Origin of the sequence: Actinomadura fulvescens (assembly GCF_039533225.1) — a bacterium.
GTDB classification, from domain to species: Bacteria; Actinomycetota; Actinomycetes; order Streptosporangiales; family Streptosporangiaceae; genus Spirillospora; species Spirillospora fulvescens.
In genome coordinates, this window is record NZ_BAAATD010000002.1 from 441,521 (window position 1) to 459,916 (window position 18,396).

At 73.6% G+C, this 18,396-nt stretch carries 5 protein-coding genes; all 5 read left to right on the forward strand.

Features of this window, described 5'->3' with window-relative positions; all coding sequences use genetic code 11:
* Nucleotides 1-12 precede the first annotated feature (12 nt).
* Nucleotides 13-10,347 carry an SDR family NAD(P)-dependent oxidoreductase gene (locus ABD333_RS08935; protein WP_344539525.1) on the forward strand — a complete coding sequence of 3,445 codons (10,335 nt, stop codon included), beginning with the start codon at nucleotides 13-15 and terminating at the stop codon, nucleotides 10,345-10,347.
* A 7-nt stretch (nucleotides 10,348-10,354) separates the two neighbouring features.
* Nucleotides 10,355-13,603: a type I polyketide synthase gene (locus tag ABD333_RS08940; protein WP_344539527.1), complete on the forward strand. Its 3,249-nt coding sequence runs from the start codon at nucleotides 10,355-10,357 to the stop codon at nucleotides 13,601-13,603.
* 16 nt (nucleotides 13,604-13,619) lie between these two features.
* Nucleotides 13,620-15,554, forward strand: coding sequence for an HAD-IIIC family phosphatase (locus tag ABD333_RS08945; RefSeq protein ID WP_344539529.1), 1,935 nt, complete (start codon nucleotides 13,620-13,622; stop codon nucleotides 15,552-15,554).
* A 66-nt stretch (nucleotides 15,555-15,620) separates the two neighbouring features.
* The gene (locus ABD333_RS08950; RefSeq protein WP_344539531.1) at nucleotides 15,621-16,607 is read left to right on the forward strand and encodes an LLM class flavin-dependent oxidoreductase; all 987 of its coding nucleotides are present in this window, start codon (nucleotides 15,621-15,623) and stop codon (nucleotides 16,605-16,607) included.
* A 132-nt stretch (nucleotides 16,608-16,739) separates the two neighbouring features.
* The gene (locus ABD333_RS08955; protein WP_344539533.1) at nucleotides 16,740-18,395 is read left to right on the forward strand and encodes an ABC transporter substrate-binding protein; all 1,656 of its coding nucleotides are present in this window, start codon (nucleotides 16,740-16,742) and stop codon (nucleotides 18,393-18,395) included.
* The last annotated feature ends 1 nt before the right edge of the window (nucleotide 18,396 follow it).

Sequence of the window (18,396 nt, forward strand, 5' to 3'; positions counted from 1 at the left end):
GGCGGTTCATCCATGGCGAACGAAGACAGGCTGCGCGACTACCTCAGGCGGACCACCGCCGACCTGCTGCGCGCCCGCGCCTCCGTGGAACGGCTGAAGCAGGCGGCGCGGGAACCGCTGGCGGTCGTCGCCATGGGTTGCCGGTACCCGGGGGACGTGCGGTCACCGGAGGACCTGTGGCGGCTCGTCGCGGCGCGGGTCGACGCGATCACCCCGTTCCCGGCCGACCGGGGGTGGCCCCTCGACGACCTGGTCGACCCCGATCCGGCACGGGAGGGCACCACCTACGCGGCCGAGGGCGGTTTCCTGCACGCGGCGGCGGACTTCGACGCCGAGCTGTTCGGGATCAGTCCCCGGGAGGCTCTGACGATCGACCCGCAGCAGCGGTTGCTCCTCCAGACCGCGTGGGAGACGTTCGAACGTGCCGGACTGGATCCGCGCGGCCTCGCCGGGAAGCCGGTCGGCGTCTTCGTCGGCGTGATGTACAGCGACTATGGCTCCCGCCACACCCGCGCGCCCGAGGGTTTCGAGGGATTCATCGGCACCGGCAGCGCGGGGAGCATCGCCTCGGGACGCATCGCCTACACCTTCGGCCTCCAGGGCCCGGCGGTCACGGTCGACACCGCCTGCTCGTCCTCCCTGGTGGCCCTGCACTATGCCGCCCAGGCGGTGCGCCGCGGTGACTGCGAGATGGCGATCGCCGGTGGCGCGACCGTCATGGCCACCCCGGCGACCTTCGTGGAGTTCAGCAGGCAGCGCGGGCTCGCCAAGGACGGCCGGTGCAAGGCCTACGCCGCGGCAGCGGACGGCACCGGGTGGGCGGAGGGCGTCGGCCTGGTCCTGGTCGAACGCCTGTCGGACGCCCAGCGGCTCGGCCATCCGATCGTCGCCGTGCTGCGCGGCAGCGCGGTCAACTCCGACGGCGCGAGCAGCCAGTTGTCCGCGCCGAACGGGTCCGCGCAGCAGCGGGTGATCCGCGCCGCGCTGGCCGACGCCGGGATCGGACCCGCCGACGTGGACGCCGTCGAGGGGCACGGCACCGGGACCGGCCTCGGCGACCCCATCGAGGCCGGTGCGCTCATGGCGGTCTACGGCCGTGGCCGCACGCCGGCGGACCCGGTCTGGCTGGGCTCGCTCAAGTCCAACCTCGGGCACACCCAGGCGGCGGCGGGCATCGGCGGCCTGATGAAGATGGCCCTGGCGATGCGGCACGGCACGCTGCCCGCCAGCCTTCACATTGACGAGCCGACGCCGCACGTGGACTGGGACACGGGCGGGCTGGCCCTGCTCACCGAGCCGCGGTCGTGGCCGGACCGCGATCGCCCGCGCCGTGCCGCGGTCTCGTCGTTCGGCATCAGCGGCACGAACGCACACGCGATCATCGAGGCACCGCCCGAGCCGGACGGGCCCGAGCCGGAACGGGACGAACGCGGTCCTGTGGCATGGGTGGTGTCCGGGCACACAGAACACGCCTTGCGCGACCAGATCGGCAGGCTCAGGAAGCAGGTGTCGGGCGACCCTGACCTGGCACCTGAGGACGTCGCCTACAGCCTGCGCACCGGCCGGGCCACCCTGGCGCACCGGGCCGTCGCGGTCGGATCGACCCTCGACCAGCTCACCCGGGAGCTCGCGGCGGTAGAGGAGGGGCTGCCCTCCCAGCGCGCCGTCTGGGGCGAGGCGGGAGCGACCGGTGGCCCGGTCTTCGTCTTCCCCGGGCAGGGCTCCCAGTGGGCCGGCATGGGCCGCGACATGATGGCATCCTCCGCGGCGTTCCGCGCTGAGATGGAACGGTGCGCCGAAGCGCTCGCCCCGCACGTCTCCTGGGATCTCATCGACGTGGTCTCCGCCGCTGACGAGAGCATGCTGAGCCGCGTCGACGTCGTCCAGCCGGCCCTCTTCGCGATGATGGTGTCGCTGGTGGCCGTCTGGCGGTCGTTCGGAGTGGAGCCCGCCGCCGTCGTGGGCCACTCACAGGGGGAGATCGCCGCGGCCTACGTCGCGGGTGCCCTGGACCTCGCCGACGCCGCCGCGCTGGTGGCGCGGCGCAGCCGTGCGATCCTGGCCATCGCGGGCACGGGCGCGATGGCATCGATCGAACTGCCCGCCGACGACGTACGGGACCGGCTCGCGGGCAGGGAGGACGTCGGCGTCGCGGCGATCAACGGGCCGCGCGCCACCGTCGTGTCCGGCGAAGCCGCGGCCGTCGCGGAGTTCGTCGGCAGATGCGAGACGGAGGGCGCGCGCGCACGCCTCATCCCGGTGGACTACGCCTCCCACTCGCGTGCGGTCGAGGTTCTGCGGGATCCGCTGCTGGCGGAGTTCGCGGCGATCGAGCCGAGGGCCGGGCGTGTCGGCTTCTTCTCCACGGTCACCGCGGGCGAGATCGACACCACCTCGCTCGACGCCGCCTACTGGTACGCCAACCTGCGCGAACCCGTGCGCCTGGCCGAGACCGTCACCGCGCTAGCCGCGGCCGGGCACCACCGCCTGCTTGAGGTCAGCCCGCATCCGGTGCTCGGCGCCGCGCTGCGCGACACCTTGGAGAGCGCCGGGCCGCCGGGACATGGGCATGTGGTGGCCACGCTGCGTCGCGACAACGGCGGGCTGGACCAGTTCCTGACGTCGGCCGGCAGCCTGTTCGTGACGGGCGCCGCGGTCGACTGGCGGCCGGTGACCGACGGGCGCCACGTCGATCTCCCCACGTTCGCGTTCCAGGAGCGCCGGTTCTGGCTGGAGACCAACGTCGAGGGCGGCCGGACGCTGCCCGGGCAGGTCCGGGCCGGGCACCCCGTGCTCAGCGTGGTCGTGGAGCCCGCGGACGGTCGCGGTGTGGTGTTCACCGGTGCCCTTCCCGGCGGCTGGGCCCGCGAGCATCGTCTCGGTGAGCGGCCGGTGCTGCCAGGGAGCGCCCTGCTTGAGCTGGCCCTGGCTTGCGGCGAGCGGCTGGGACTGCCCGTGGTGGAAGAGCTGACGCTGCTCGCTCCGGTGGACGTGCCGGACGGGCCGGTGCAGATCCAGGTGGAGGCCTCGCCTGCCGAGGATGGCTCGGGCGCGACGTTCACCGTTCACAGCAGGCTGGGGGACGGGGACACCGACGATCCGTGGCGGTCGCACGCCACCGGAGCGCTCGGTGCCGCCGGCCCGGCGGCCGAGCGCGCGACGGCCGGGCTCCCGGCGGCAGGGCTCCCGGCGGCAGGGCTCCCGGCCTCGCCTGAGTGGCCGCCGCCGGACGCGGAGCCGCTGGACGTGGCCGCCGGGTACACCGCCCTGGCCGAGCTGGGCGTGCACTACGGCCCGCGGCTGCGCACCGTCCGGGCCGCGTGGCGGCGGGAGAACGAGATGTTCGCCGAAGTGGCGCCGCCGACCGGGGGTGACGATGGGTTCGTGCTGCATCCCGCCGTCCTGGACGGGCTGGTGCAAGCGGCCTTCCTCGACCGGCTGACCCGCGCTGCCGGCCGGAGCGAGCCTCCCGCGGTCAAAGTCCCCTTCGCCTGGAGCGGCGCTCGTTCGCACACCGGCCTGGCGACCGGGCCGCTCCACGTCCGGCTGACGTGGACGGCCGAAGACGTGCTGGCGCTGACCGTCGCCGATGATGACGGCCGGGCCGTTCTGTCCGTCGATGAACTGCGCGTGCACGCGGTCGATGAGCTGGCCGAGGCTCCCGCGGTGGAGCCCGCCACCGGAGCTCGCCGCGTCAGAAGGACGGTACGCGGGCCGGCGCGGCTGGACGCCGGTGACGCGGGGCTCGCGGACTCTCTCGCCGGGGCGTCCGAGGACGAACGTGCGGACCGCCTTCTGGAAGTGGTCGGCCGGGCGGTCGCGGGCATCCTCGGGCACGACTCCGTGCGTACGATCCGGCCCGACCGGCCGTTCCGGGAGCTCGGCCTCGACTCCATGACGGCGGTGCAGCTGCGCGACCACCTGAGCCGGGTCGTGGGGCGGCGCCTGCCGAGCACCCTCGTCTTCGACCATCCCGACCCGCGTTCGCTCGCGGAGTTTCTCGCCCGCGGCTCCTCCGGTGCGACGGCGCTCGCGGCGGCCAGGCCGCGGACGGCCGACGAGCCGATCGCCATCGTGGCCATGAGCTGCCGCTACCCCGGCGGCGTCAGCACGCCCGAGCAGCTGTGGGAGCTGCTCGAATCGGGCACGGACGCCATCGGGGCCTTCCCCGCCGACCGAGGCTGGGACCTCGACGCGCTCTTCGACAATGATCCGGACAACCCGGGCACGTCGTACGCCCGCCATGGCGGCTTCGTCCATGACGCCGCCGACTTCGACGCCGGCTTCTTCGAGATGAACCCGCGCGAGGCGCGGGCCACCGATCCGCAGCAGCGGCTCCTCCTGGAGACCTCGTGGGAGGCGTTCCAGCGCGCTGGCATCGATCCCACCCGGCTGCGGGGCTCGCGCACCGGCGTCTACGTCGGTCTCATCTACACCGAGTACGGCGGACGGGCGCAACACGACCCGCGGGAACACGGCGGCTACCTCGGCACGGGCAGCGCGGGCAGCGTCGCCTCCGGCCGGATCGCCTACACCTACGGGCTGGAGGGACCCGCGGTCACGGTCGACACCGCGTGCTCGTCCTCGCTGGTGGCGCTCCATCTCGCCGCCCAGGGGCTGCGCAACGGCGAATGCGACCTGGCTCTGGCGGGTGGGGCGACGCTCATGGCGACGCCCTCGACGTTCGTGGAGTTCAGCCGCCAGCGGGGGCTCTCTCCGGACGGCCGGTGCCGGGCGTTCGCGGACTCGGCCGACGGCACCGGGTTCAGCGAAGGCGTCGGGCTGCTGCTGGTGGAGCGGTTGTCGGACGCGCGGCGCAACGGTCATCCGGTGCTGGCCATGGTCAAGGGCGCGGCCGTGAACCAGGACGGCGCCAGCAACGGGCTCACCGCGCCGAACGGCCCCTCCCAGGAACGAGTGATCCTGGAGGCGCTGCGCAGCGCCGGGCTCTCCCCCTCGGACGTCGACGTGGTGGAGGCGCACGGCACCGGCACCACCCTGGGAGATCCGGTGGAGGCGGAGGCGCTCCTGGGCACCTATGGGGTGGCCCGCGCGGATCGGCCGCCGCTGTGGCTCGGCTCGCTCAAGTCCAACATCGGGCACGCGCAGGCCGCCGCGGGCGTGGGCGGGATCATCAAAATGGTGCTGGCGCTGGAACACGGGACGCTTCCGCGCACCCTCCACATCGACGCACCGTCACGGCATATCGACTGGGACCGCGGCGGCCTCGCCCTGCTCACCGAGAACACGCCCTGGCCCGCCGGGGACCGGCCTCGACGGTTCGGGGTTTCGGCCTTCGGGATGAGCGGCACCAACGCGCACGTCGTCATCGAGGAGGCGCCGCCCGCTCCGGCGTCCGCTTCGCCGCCGGCTCCGGTGCCCGCCCAGGACGCCGCGCCCGCGGCCGCCCCCGTCCCGGTCCCGCTCGTCCTGTCGGCCAAGTCGGCGAACGCGCTTCAGGGCGAGGCACGGCGCCTGCACGACCATCTCCGGCGGCATCCGGATGTCGCGCTCGCCGGGGTCGCGGCGGAACTGGTCCACACCAGGGCCGAGTTCGACCACCGTGCGGTGGTCGTCGCCGGTGACCGGGACGCGGCGCTGGCGGGGCTCGCGGCGCTCGCGGGCGGCACGCCCTCGCCCATCGTGATCACAGGGCACACGACCGATGCGCGCGCACCCGTGTTCCTCTATCCGGGTCAGGGTTCGCAGTGGGAGGGCATGGCCCGGCGGCTTCTCGCCGAGTCACCGATCTTCGCCGCCCGGATCGAAGAGTGCGCGGCCGTGCTCGACCCGGTCACCGGCTGGTCGCTCCTGGACGCGTTGCGCGGCGACGCCGATTTGGAACGGGTGGACGTGGTGCAGCCGGTCCTCTGGGCGATGATGACCGGGCTGACCGCGGTCTGGGAGTCGTTCGGCGTGCGGCCCGCGGCGGTGATCGGGCACTCCCAGGGCGAGATCGCCGCGGCGGTGGCGGCGGGAGCCCTCCCGGCGGCGGACGCGGCGGGGGTCGTCGCGCTGCGTGCCAAGGCGTTGCGGGCGCTGGCCGGGACCGGCGCGATGGTGTCGATCGCGGCGGGCGCGGACCGGGTCCGGACGGTGCTCGCCGGTGAAGGAGATGACGCGGCGGGCATCGCCGCGATCAACGGGCCGTCCTCGACCGTCGTCGCGGGCGAGGTCGAGGCCGTGCGCCGGGTCCAGCGGCGGTTCGAGGAGCAGGGCGTGCGTGTCCGGCTGGTCGAGGTCGACTACGCCTCGCACTCGCCCCAGGTCGAGGCGCTCGAAGCCGAGTTGCTGCGCACCCTGCCGCAGCTCGCGGAAGGCCCGGCGGACACCGCCTACACCGCCGACGTCTTCTCCACCGTCACCGGGACCAGGATCGATCCGGCGGGCGACGTCGGCTTCGGGCGGCCCGCGTACTGGTACCGCAACCTGCGCAACCCCGTGCTGCTGAAGGACGCGGTGGTGGCGGCCGTTGACGCGGGCCACGAGGTGTTCCTCGAAGTGAGCCCGCACCCGGTGATCGGGATCGGGGTCCAGGACGTGCTCGACTCGCTGGATGGGCTGGAGCGGCCCGCGGTCCTGCGCACTCTCCGCCGGGACGACGGTGGCCTGGCACGGCTGCTCGCGTCCGTGGCCGAGGCCTGGGCGGCCGGCGTCCCGGTCGACTGGGCCGCGCATCTCGGGCCACGGCCGCGGGACGTGCCACGCCTGCCGACGTACGCGTTCGATCGGCGCCGGTACTGGCTCGAAGCGGCCCCCCGCCAGACCGCCGCCGCCGGTACCCGCATGGTGCGGCACCCACTGCTCACCACCGTGATCCGCCCGGGCGGCGAGGACGGCCTCCTGCTCCTCGGCCGTCTCACCCTGGCCGACCAGCCCTGGCTCGCCGACCACGTGGTGGACGGCGCCGTGCTGGTCCCCGGCGCGGTGTTCGCCGAGATGGCGGCCTTCGCCGGGGAGCTGCTCGGCGCGGCGCGGGTCGACGAACTGGCCCTGCGGCGACCGCTCGTCCTCGATCCGGACGGCGCGGTGGAGATCCAGGTGTCGGTCGGCGAGCCCGACGCGCACGGCTTCCGTTCGCTGGGCGTGCACGCTCGGGCCGCCGAGACCGACGACCCGCTCGGCGCGCCCTGGACCGTGCATGCCCTCGGTTCGCTCGACCCGGCGGGTGCGCCGCCCCCGGTGCCCGCGGCCGGTTGGTCCGGGGACGCCGGTTGGCCTGGGGACACGGTCGAGCCGGTCGAGCCGGAAGACCTTTACGAAGACCTCGCGGCGAAGGGTTACCAGTACGGCCCGGCGTTCCGCGGGCTGCGCGGCGCGTACCGTTCCGGGGACACCGTGCTCGCCGAAGTGTCACTCGAGGGCGTCGGGGGTTTCCGCGTCGCGCCCACGGTCCTCGATGCGGCGCTGCACGCGGTCGGCTTGGCGGGACTCTTCCCCGACGACGGCATGATCCGCCTGCCGTTCGCCTGGCGGGGATTCGTGCGGCACGCCGAGGCGCCCGCCACGGTACGGGTGCGCCTGCGCCGCTCGGGGGCCGAGGCGGTGTCCGCCGAGCTGGCCGCGGTCGACGGGACTCCGGTCGCGACGATCGACGAGGTCGTGTTCCGGGTCGCCGACGGCGCCGGCCACGACCTGCTGTACGAGCTCGTCTGGGAACCCAAGGCTCCCGGAACCGGACCCCGGCCTGAGCGGGTCGGGACGCTGGGGAGCGGCGGGCACGAGGACCTCGCCGGTCTGATCGCCTCCCTGGACGCCGGAGGAGAGCCTCCCGAGGTGCTCATCGTTCCGGTGGACGGACCAGCCGGTGAGCCGGTGCCACTCGCGGTCCGGAACGCCGTGTCGCGGGTGCTCGACACGCTCCGGCAAGGACTGGCGGAGCCCAGGCTGGGCGACACGCTCTTCGTCGTGCGCACCTGCCGGGCCGTCGAGGCCCTGCCCGGCGACGGCGTCCGCGAACTCGGCGGGGCGGGCGTCTGGGGGCTGACGCGCAGCATCCAGACCGAAGACCCCGGCCGGGTGGTCATCGTCGACACCGAGAGCCCCGATCCGCCCGTCGAGCAGGTGCTGGACGCCGTGGCGGCGGCAGAACCACAGGTCGCGTTGAGGGACGGCGGCCTCCTCGTTCCCAGGCTCCGCCGCAGGCAGGGTCTGGCCGTCCCGAAGGATTCCCCGTGGAGGCTGGAAGCCGGTTCGACAGGGGTGATCGAGGATCTGGTCTGCCGGTCGGTCGAGGAGTCCGCTCTCGCCCCCGGCGAGGTGCGCGTCGCCGTCAGAGCCGCCGGCTTGAACTTCCGCGACGCCATGCTGGCCTTGGCCATGTATCCGGGCGAGGCCCACCTGGGCACGGAGGGCGCCGGGGTGGTGCTCGCGGTCGGCGCGGGCGTCACCGGCGTCGAGCCGGGCGATCGGGTGCTGGGCCTCATCACCGGGGGCATCGGGCCGGTGGCCGTGACCGATCATCGCCTCCTCGCCCGGATCCCGACCGGGATGTCGTTCGCCCAGGCCGCGACGGTCCCCGCGGTGTTCCTCACGGCGTACTACGCCCTGCACGATCTGGCCGGGGCGCGTCCAGGGGAGTGGCTGCTGGTCCACTCCGCCGCGGGCGGCGTCGGTGGTGCGGCGATTCAGCTGGCCCGGCACTGGGGCCTGAACGTCTTCGGTACGGCCAGCCCGGGCAAGTGGCCTGCGCTGGTGGAGGCCGGGTTGCCTGCCGACCGCATCGCCGGTTCCCGCGACCTGTCCTTCGTGGAGGCAGTGCGGGACGCGACGGGCGGACGCGGTGTCGACATCGTGCTGAATTCCCTGGCCCGCGAGTTCGTGGACGCCTCGCTCGGGCTGCTGGCCTCCGGCGGGCGGTTCGTGGAGATGGGCAAGACCGATGTCCGGGACGCCGCCGCGGTCCATGCCGACCATGGGATCTTCTACCGGGCGTTCGACCTGGTCGAGGCCGGACCCGACCGGCTCGGGCACATGCTCGCCGACATCGTCGGGCTGCTGGAGGCCGGAGTCCTCGCACCGCTGCCGGTCACGGCCTGGCCGGCGGGCAAGGCGCCCGACGCGATGCGGCACCTCAGCCTCGCGCGCCACGTCGGCAAGGTCGCCCTGCGCATTCCGCGGCCGCTGGATCCGGACGGCACGGTCCTGGTCACGGGCGCGACGGGCGGCGTGGGCAGGCTCGTCGCCCGCCACCTCGCGGCGGCGCACGGGGTGCGTCACCTCCTGCTGGTGAGCCGGCAGGGGGACCGCGCGGCGGCGGCCGGTCCGCTGCGCGACGAACTCGCCGGACTGGGCGCCGCGGTGACGTTCGCCGCCGTCGACGTCGCCGATGCCGACGCGCTGGGGCGGGCACTCGCGGACATCCCGGGCTCCCGGCCGCTGACCGCGGTGGTCCACGCCGCGGGCGTCCTGGACGACGCGACGATCGCGAACCTCACGCCGGAACGGCTGGCGGCGGTGCTGCGGCCCAAGGTCGACGGTGCCTGGAACCTGCACCGCCTCACCGAAGGTGCCGACCTGAGCGCGTTCGTGCTGTTCTCGTCCGCCGCCGGGATCGTCGGGAACCCCGGCCAGGCGGCGTACGCGGCGGCCAACGTGGTCCTGGACGGCCTCGCCACCGTTCGGTCCCGCGCCGGACTGCCCGGCACCTCGATCGCCTGGGGGCTGTGGCAGTCAGACAGCACGATGACCGGGTCGCTGGCCGGCGCCGACAGGGCCAGACTGGCGCGCTCGGGCATGCTGGCCCTGTCCGCCGGGCGGAGCCTCGCGCTGTTCGACGCCGCGATCGGGGCCGCGGATCCCGCGCTCGTCGCGGTACGGCTGGACACGGACAGGCTGGCCGGCGCCCCGGACCTCGCGCCGCCATTGCGTTCGCTGGTGCGGGACCGGCCGGCCGCTCGCGCCCCGGGCGGGCCGGCGGCGGCGGCCACCGGCCCCGACCTGGCGGGCCTGCTCGCCGGCTCGGACCCGGAGCGCCGGCGGGAGATCGTGCACAGGACCGTCATCCGGTACGTGGAGGCGGTCCTCGGCCGGCCCCCGGGCGAGGCGGACCAGGACGGACGCAGCTTCAAGGAACTCGGATTCGACTCGCTGACCGCGGTGGAACTGCGTAACCGGCTCGGCAAGGCGGCCGGGCTGCGGCTGCCCGCCACGATCGTGTTCGACCATCCGACGCCGGCCGCGCTGACCGGTTACCTGCTCGACCGGCTCGTTACGGCCGCCGCACCGGCCGCCGTGACACCGGCCACCGTGACACCACCCGCCGTGACACCGGCGCACGACGGGGCGCCGCCGACCGCCGAAGAGCTGTTCCGGTTCATCGACTCCGAGCTCAGAACTCAGACGTGAGGGACATATGGCTGACGAGAAGAAGCTGGTCGAGTACCTCCACTGGACGACCAGCGAGCTCGCCAAGGTGAAGAGGGAACTGGCCGCGCGGTCGGCTCCCGAACCGATCGCCGTCGTCTCCATGGCCTGCCGGTACCCCGGCGGGATACGCACGCCCGAGGACCTCTGGCGCGTGGTGAACGAGGGCGTGGACACGGTATCCGGACCGCCAGGTGACCGCGGCTGGGACCCGACAGCACTGGAGTACGCCAAGGCCGGTGCTTTCCTGGACGACGCAGCGGGGTTCGACGCGGCCTTCTTCGGGATCGCGCCGAAGGAGGCGCTGGCCATGGACCCGCAGCAACGGCACCTGCTGGAACTCGCCTGGGAGGCCATGGAACGCGCGGGTCTGGTGCCGGCGTCGCTGCGCGGCAGCCGCACCGGCGTGTTCGCCGGTGTGATCTACCAGGACTACGCACCGCCGGCCGACGCGGTCCCATCCGACCTCGAGGGCTATTTCATGACCGGCAACGCGGTGAGTGTCGCGTCCGGCCGGCTGGCCTACACCTTCGGCTTCGAGGGCCCCGCACTGACGGTCGACACCGCGTGCTCCTCCTCGCTCGTCGCCCTGCACCTCGCATGCGAATCACTGCGGCGGTCGGAGTGCGACCTCGCGCTCGCGGGCGGGGTGACGGTGATGTCGACGCCCCGGGTCTTCATCGAGTTCGGCCTGCAGGGCGGGCTCGCCGCCGATGGCCGATGCAAGGCCTTCGCCGCCGGGGCCGACGGCACCGGGTTCGGGGAGGGCGGTGGCGTGCTCGTGCTGGAACGGCTCGGGGACGCCGTGCGCAACGGGCATCCGGTGCTCGCCGTGGTGCGCGGCTCGGCGATCAACTCGGACGGGGCCAGCAACGGACTCACCGCACCGAGCGGGATCGCGCAGCGGAAGGTCATCGAGGCGGCGCTGCGCGGCGGCGGGCTGTCGGCCGCGCAGGTCGGCGCGGTCGAGGCGCACGGCACCGGCACCGTGCTCGGCGATCCGATCGAGGCCGGTGCCCTGCTGGCCGTGTACGGCGCCGACGCCGGCCGCTCGGAGCCGCTCTATCTCGGCTCGGTCAAGTCGAACCTCGGGCACACGCAGGCCGCCGCGGGCGTGGCCGGTGTGATCAAGATGGTGCAGGCGATGCGCAACGGCGTGCTCCCGGCGACCCTGCACGCGGCCGAACGGTCCGGCCTGGTCGACTGGGACGAGGGCCGGGTCGAGGTGCTCAGCGAGCGGCGGCCCTGGCCCGCCACGGACGCCACCCCGCGGCTGGCCGGTGTCTCGTCGTTCGGGATCAGCGGGACCAACGCCCACCTCATCCTCGAAGAGCCACCCGCCATGTCCCCGGTCGAGACCGCCGGCCCGGCCGCCCCGCCACCCGTGGCGGTGCCCTGGGTGGTGTCCGGCAAGACGCCCGCCGCGGTGCGGGCGCAGGCCGCCCGGCTGGCCGCCCTGCTGCGGGGCGACGCCGAGGTCGACGTGGCCGCCGTCGCGCGCACGCTCGTCACCCGGCGGTCGGCGTTCCGGCATCGCGCGGTCGCCGTGGGCGCGGACGCCACCGAGCTCGCCCGCAGGCTCGACCTGCTCACCTCACCGTCGAGCGCGATCACGGTCGCCCGGGCCGCGCCGAAGGTGGCGTTCGTCTTCAGCGGCCAGGGGACACAGCGGCCGGAGATGGGACGAGAGCTCTACGACCACCATCGGGTCTACGCCGAGACGTTCGACGCCGCCTGCGCCGCCCTCGACCGAGCGCGGCGGGCTCGCGCCGCGGGCCCGAGCCTGCGCGACGTCGTGTTCGCCCCGCCGGGCGGCCCGGAGGCCGAACTGTTGCAGCGCACCGAGTTCACCCAGCCCGCGTTGTTCGCGGTACAGCTGGCGTTGTGCCGGCTCGCCCAGGATTTCGGCCTGGTCGCCGACGCGCTGCTCGGGCACTCCATCGGGGAGCTCACCGCGGCGCATGTGGCCGGGGTGTTGTCGCTGGAGGACGCGGCGGGCCTGGTCGTCTCGCGGGCTCTCGCCATGCAGGCCGCGCCCGGAGGAGGGAGCATGGTGTCGGTTCGGGCGCCGGAGGCCGAGGTGACCGCCGCCCTCCACGACCTGGCGGGACGGGTGTCGGTGGCGGCGGTGAACGGGCCCCGGTCGACGGTGATCTCCGGTGACGCGGCGGACGTCCGCGCGCTGGCCGCCCGGTGGCGGGCCGATGGCGTGCGCACCAAGGCGCTCCGGGTCGGCCATGCGTTCCACGCGTCCCACATGGACGCCGCCCTCCCGGCGCTCGTCGAGGCCGCCGGCTCGCTCGGCGTCGCGCCGCCGGCCGTCCCGCTGGTCTCCAACCGGAGCGGGCGTCCGGTCACCCGGGAGGAGCTCGCCGCACCGGATTACTGGGCCGCACAGGTTCGCGGCACCGTCCGCTTCCATGACGGCGTCCGGTCTCTCCACGAGCTGGGCGTCGATACGTTCATCGAGATCGGGCCGGACGCCACGATGACCGCCATGATCGGCGACTGCCTCGCCGACGTCCGGGACACGGTCGCCGCCGTCCCGCTGGTGCGCCATCCGAGCGCCGAGGGCCGGTCGGTCCTGCTCGGGGTGGCGCAGGCGTACGCGCGCGGGGTGGCCGTCGACTGGGCCAGGGTCCTCGGTGGGGGACCGCTTGCGGATCCCGCCACGGTGCCCGTCTACCCGTTCCAGCACGAGCACTACTGGCTTGCTGCGGCCGACGTCCGCGGCGCCGGCGGTTCGGCGCAGGATCGCGCGCTGTGGGAGGCGGTGGACAGCCTCGATCCGGATCGGTTCGGTGCCCTCGTCGGCGATATGGACGCGCCGCCCGAGGCGGTCCGGGAGGTGCTCAACGCGCTGCGGCGATGGCGCTCGGCCCGGCCGCAGCCACCCCCGGAGGACGACCTCTCCGAGCTCGGGTCGCCGTTGCAGGACGTGCCCGACGAGGAGCGTCCGGGCCTGCTCGCGTCGATGGTGCTGGAGGCGGTGGCGGACGCGCTGGGCCACGTGCGCGGCTCCCTCGCTCCCGGTGACGACCTGACCCAGGTCGGCATCACGTCCTTCGGCGCGCTGGAGATCGCCTCGCGGCTGTCCCGGCAGACCGGCGTCGAGGTGTCGCCGGGCGTGGTGCTCGATCACCGCACGGCGCACGACCTCGCCCTTCACCTGCAGGGCCTGGTGGCGGCCACGGTGCGACCCGAGCCTGCGCCCGCCGCCGCGGGCCGGGCCGGCTAGGCCGCCGGAAGGGACGATGATGAACAGCGACGAGGCACGCGACAGGCTGCGGTCGTTGCATCGCGAGGGGGTGCTGGCCCGCCGTTTCGACGAGGTCGCTCCGCTGCTGGCCGCCATGACCGAGCAGGACGCCGCGCGCTCGGCGCGGATCCTCGCCCGGGCGGACCTGACGGCGGTCCGCGAGCACCATCCCGGCCTGCCCGAGATCACGGTGACCATCACCGGGCACGGCACGCTGGAGGCGCTGCGGACCGCGCTGACCGGCACACTGGCCCGGCACGGCTATCTGCCGCGCATCCGGCTCGCGGAGTTCGGGTCGTACGTCTTCGAGCTGGGCGATCCGGGCAGCGAGCTCTATGCCGAGCGGCCGGCCCTGACGGTGTGCGTGCTCGACCACGCCACGGTGTTCGACGAGGTCGGCGTGCCGTTCGCGGCCGAGGACGTGGAACGGGTGCTGCAGGAGAAGCTGGCGCTGTGGCGGCGGCTGGTCGGCCAGTTCGGCGAGACCGGGTCGGGGACGCTCGTGCTGAACACGATCGTGCTGCCCCGGCTGTGGCAGGCACAGCTGCTGGACTACCCGGCCAGGGCGCGGCTCGGGGCCGCGTGGCGGTCGGCCAACGCCGAGCTGCTGCGGCTCGGGGAGGCCGCGGGACCTGTCGTGGTGATGGATCTCGATCCGCTTGTCGCGGCGGGGGCGGAGCCGGTCGATCCGCGCCTGGAGACCTATGCCGGGACACATTTGTCCGACGGACTGCTGAGCGCTTACGCGCGCGAGCTGGGCCATCTGGTGCGCGCCCGAACCGGCAAGGCCAAGAAGGTGCTCGCCGTCGATCTCGACCAGACGTTGTGGGGCGGCGTCCTGGGCGACGACGGGCTCGAGGGCATCGAGGTGGCGTACGGCCGCCAAGGCGAGGCGTTCCGGCGTTTCCAGGGTGTGGTGAAGCAGTTGCAGTCGCAGGGCGTGCTGCTGGCGGCGGTCAGCAAGAACGACGAGGACGCCGTGCTCACGGCGCTGGACGGACATCCCCACATGCGGCTGCGGGTGCCGGACTTCGTGCGGATCATGGCCGACTGGCAGCCCAAGCCGGTGCACCTCCGCGCCCTCGTCCGGGATCTGAACCTCGGCGCCGACAGCGTCGTGTTCGCCGATGACAGCGCGCACGAGTGCGCGGCGGTGGCGGCGGAGCTGCCGGAGACCACCGTGCTCCATCTGGACGGCGACCCCGCCTTGCACGCCACCCGGCTGCTGGCCGACGGCTGGTTCGCGACCACGGAGGTGACCGCCGAGGATCGGGTGCGGACCCGGCGCTATCACGAGGAGACGGCCCGCACGGACTTCCTGTCCGCGGCGGGGTCGGCCGCGGAGTTCCTGGCCGGCCTGCGCGTGTCGGTGCGGCTCGCTCCGGTGGCCGCCGCCGACGTCGCCCGGGTGTCGCAGCTGACGTTGCGCACGAACCAGTTCAACCTCACCACCGAACGGCTCACGGCCGAGGAGGTGCGGGCACGTGCCGGGCGCCCGGAGGCGCGCGTGCTGGCGATCTCGTCCGGCGACCGCTTCGGCGGCAACGGGATGGTGGGCGCACTCTTCCTGAGGGCGGAGGGCGAGGTTCTGCTCATCGACAATTTCCTGCTCAGTTGCCGGGTCTTCGCCCGCGGTATCGAGCAGGCCGCGCTCTCCGCGGTGCTGCGGGGCGCACGTGACGCGGGTTTCCGCGCCGTGCGGGGCGAATACCGGGCGACCCCCAAGAACCCCAAGGTACGGGACCTGTATCCGCACTACGGATTCACCACCGTGGAGGCGGGAGCCACCACCGTGGAGGCGGCGCCGCAGCAGGTGGCCTTCACCCACACACTGGCGGAGATCGTCGACGTGCCCGGCCATCTGTCCCTGGACGCCGCGGCCGACCTGGTGCCCCGCCCGATCGAGGCGGAGAACGCATTGACAACCTGAGGGTGCCTCAATTTAACTGTCCACGAACATTAACATGAGGCAACCTCAGGATAATGAGGAGAGACTGTGGCTGCGGGAATCGCGATCTCCGTGCACGACACGGCGCCGGTCTGGCGCGGCGACACCGCCGGCGAGGCGCTGCGCCGGTCGGTGGACCTTGCCAGGGCCGTCGAGGGCTTCGGCTATCGGCGCTACTGGGTGGCCGAACACCACAACACGCCTGCCTTGGCCACCTCCAGCCCGGCGGTCCTCGCGGGGCCCATCCTGGCCGCCACCGAAACGATCCGGGTGGGCTCGGGCGCGGTGCTGCTGCCCAATCACTCGCCGCTGGTGGTCGCCGAACAGTTCGGCGTGCTGGGCGGGCTCTTCCCCGGCCGGGTCGACCTCGGGCTCGGGCGCGCGACGGGCGGCTCGCCCGAGTCGGCGGCCCGGCTGGGCGACCCGCGCAGGCTCGACTTCGGTGACGCCCTGGCAGAGCTCCGGGATTACTTCGCCGGTGGCAGCGCCGGTGTCCGGGCGATCCCCGAGCCGGTCGAGCCGCCCGAGTTCTGGATCGTGGGGTCGAGTCCCGGAAGCGCCGCGAACGCGGGCAGGCTGGGGTTGCCGTACGTCTACGCGCACGCGATCGTGGGCGGTGGCGCACCGGCGGCGCTGGAGGCCTACCGAAAGGCCTTCCGGCCCTCTTCGCAGCTGACCGAGCCGTACGCGGGCGTGGCGGTCATCGTCGTGGCGTCCGACAGCGGGCAGCGGGCGCACCGGCTGGCCCGGTCGTTCGTCTACGGTCAGATCCTGATGCGCACGGTGGATCCGGAGACGGTGCTGCCGACCGAGGAGGAAACGGCCGCACACCGCTTCAGCTCGGCCGAGGAACGTTTCCTCAAGGAACGGATCGATCCGCAGTTCGTGGGCACGCCGGAGGAGATCGCGCCCCGGCTGGGCGGGCTGCTGCGGCAGACCCGCGCCGACGAACTCTTCGTGCTGACCCAGGTGCCCGACCACGAGGCCAGAGTCCGCTCGTACGAGCTGACCGCCAAGATCGTTTCCTCGCTCTGAGCCGCGCCCGCCTGCGACCTTCAGCCTGGCTTTAGACCCTCCATGCAGTGTTCAGGCCGAGGGCCGAGCGCCTGCCCGGGGCGCCGGACCATGCGTCCGTTCGACGGCCACGCCGAGGCGATGAGGATGAGGATGGGTTCAGGTACGAGCTTCCGAGGCAGGCCCGCCTGGAACACGACGGCGGTCGCGATGGGGGCCGCGCTGCTGCTGGCCTCCGCCGCGTGCTCGGCGGAGACGGGCGGGGCCGCGGCGGGCGGCCCGCCGCGGAACGGGGGCACGCTCCGGCTCGCGATCGACAAGGAACCCGAGTGCCTGGATCCCCACCAGAGTCCCACCGAGTCTGGGCGGATGCTCGCCCGTCCGGTGGTCGACTCGCTGGTGTACCAGGACCGCCGGGGCCGCTTCCACCCCTGGCTCGCGACCAGGTGGACGGTCTCGCCCGACCAGCTGACCTACACCTTCCACCTGCGCCGGGACGTCACGTTCACCGACGGGACCAGGTTCGACGCCGCGGCCGTCGTCGCCAACCTCGACCATGTCGTGGCCCCGGAGACCAAGTCGTTGCTGGCCGCCGGCCTGATCTCCTCCTACCGCTCGGCCCGGGCGGCCGACGCGCACACGGTCGAGGTCACCCTGAAGAAGCCGGACTCGGGTTTCCTCGGCGCGCTGGCCCTGCCCAACCTGGGCATCGAGTCGCCGAAGACGCTCAAGGATTCCGCTGCGTCGCTGTGCGCCAAGATCGTCGGTACCGGGCCGTTCCGCACCGAGCGCGGGCTGGTGCCGCAGCAGGGCATCGAGTACGTCAAGAACCCGGCCTACGACTGGGCGCCGGGGTCGTCGTCGCATACCGGCCCGGCCCGGCTGGACCGGGTGGAGGTCAAGGTCGCGCCGGACAACGCGGCCCGCTTCGGGGCGCTCACCAGCGGTCAGGTCGACGCGGTCACCGCGCTCTCGCCGACCAACGTCCGCACGATGAAGAACATGGCCGGGTTCACCTTGCACTCGGTGCCCTATCCCGGCGTCAACTACAGCTACTGGCCCAATACCGCCAACGGTCCGCTCGCCGACCCGGTCGTGCGCAAGGCGGTGCGCACCGGCATCAACTGGGCGCAGATCGTCAAGAACGTCTACTTCGGGGTGTACGAGGGGGCACGCGGCGTGCTGTCCCCGGCCACGCCCGGCAGCGACCCCTCCCTGGCCGGGGCGTACGCCCACGACCAGGCCGCCGCCGGACGGCTCCTGGACAAGGCCGGCTGGACGGCCCGGGACGCCGCGGGCTTCCGCACCAAGAACGGCAAGCGGCTCACCGTCCGGCACCTGTGGTCCGACGGGTCGATCGCGAATCTCGCCGTGCAGGTCCAGTCGGCCGCCAAGCAGCTGGGCGTGGAGTTCGTCGAGCAGAACGTCGACGGCGGCACGTTCGTCAAGCGCCTGCTCGCCGGCGACTACGAGCTGATCGACACCAGCTTCTCCCAGCCCGGCCCGGAGGTGCTCCGGGTGCTGTTCGGCGCCGAGAACATCCCCACGCCCGAACGCGGGGTCAGCAACAACATGGCGCGCTACGACAGCCCGGCCGTGCAGGCCGCCTTCGATCGCGCGCTCAAGGCCCGCGACCAGGCGGCGCAGTTCCGCGTCTACGCCGAGGTGCAGAGGCGCGTCACCGAGGACGCCGCGGTGTTCCCGATCTACGCGCCGCTCTCCACGTTGTCGGCGCGCTCCACGGTCCGCGCCGTGGAGTTCGCCGCCGACGGGTCACCGAGCTTCTACGGCCTGTGGCTGGCGTCCTGAC

Bases quoted from the DNA above. Each gene is read 5' to 3' on its own strand.
- ABD333_RS08940 (WP_344539527.1), top strand. From the start codon at position 10,355: ATGGCTGACGAGAAGAAGCTGGTCGAGTACCTCCACTGGACGACCAGC.
- ABD333_RS08955 (WP_344539533.1), top strand. From the start codon at position 16,740: ATGGGTTCAGGTACGAGCTTCCGAGGCAGGCCCGCCTGGAACACGACG.
- ABD333_RS08935 (WP_344539525.1), top strand. From the start codon at position 13: ATGGCGAACGAAGACAGGCTGCGCGACTACCTCAGGCGGACCACCGCC.
- ABD333_RS08945 (WP_344539529.1), top strand. From the start codon at position 13,620: ATGATGAACAGCGACGAGGCACGCGACAGGCTGCGGTCGTTGCATCGC.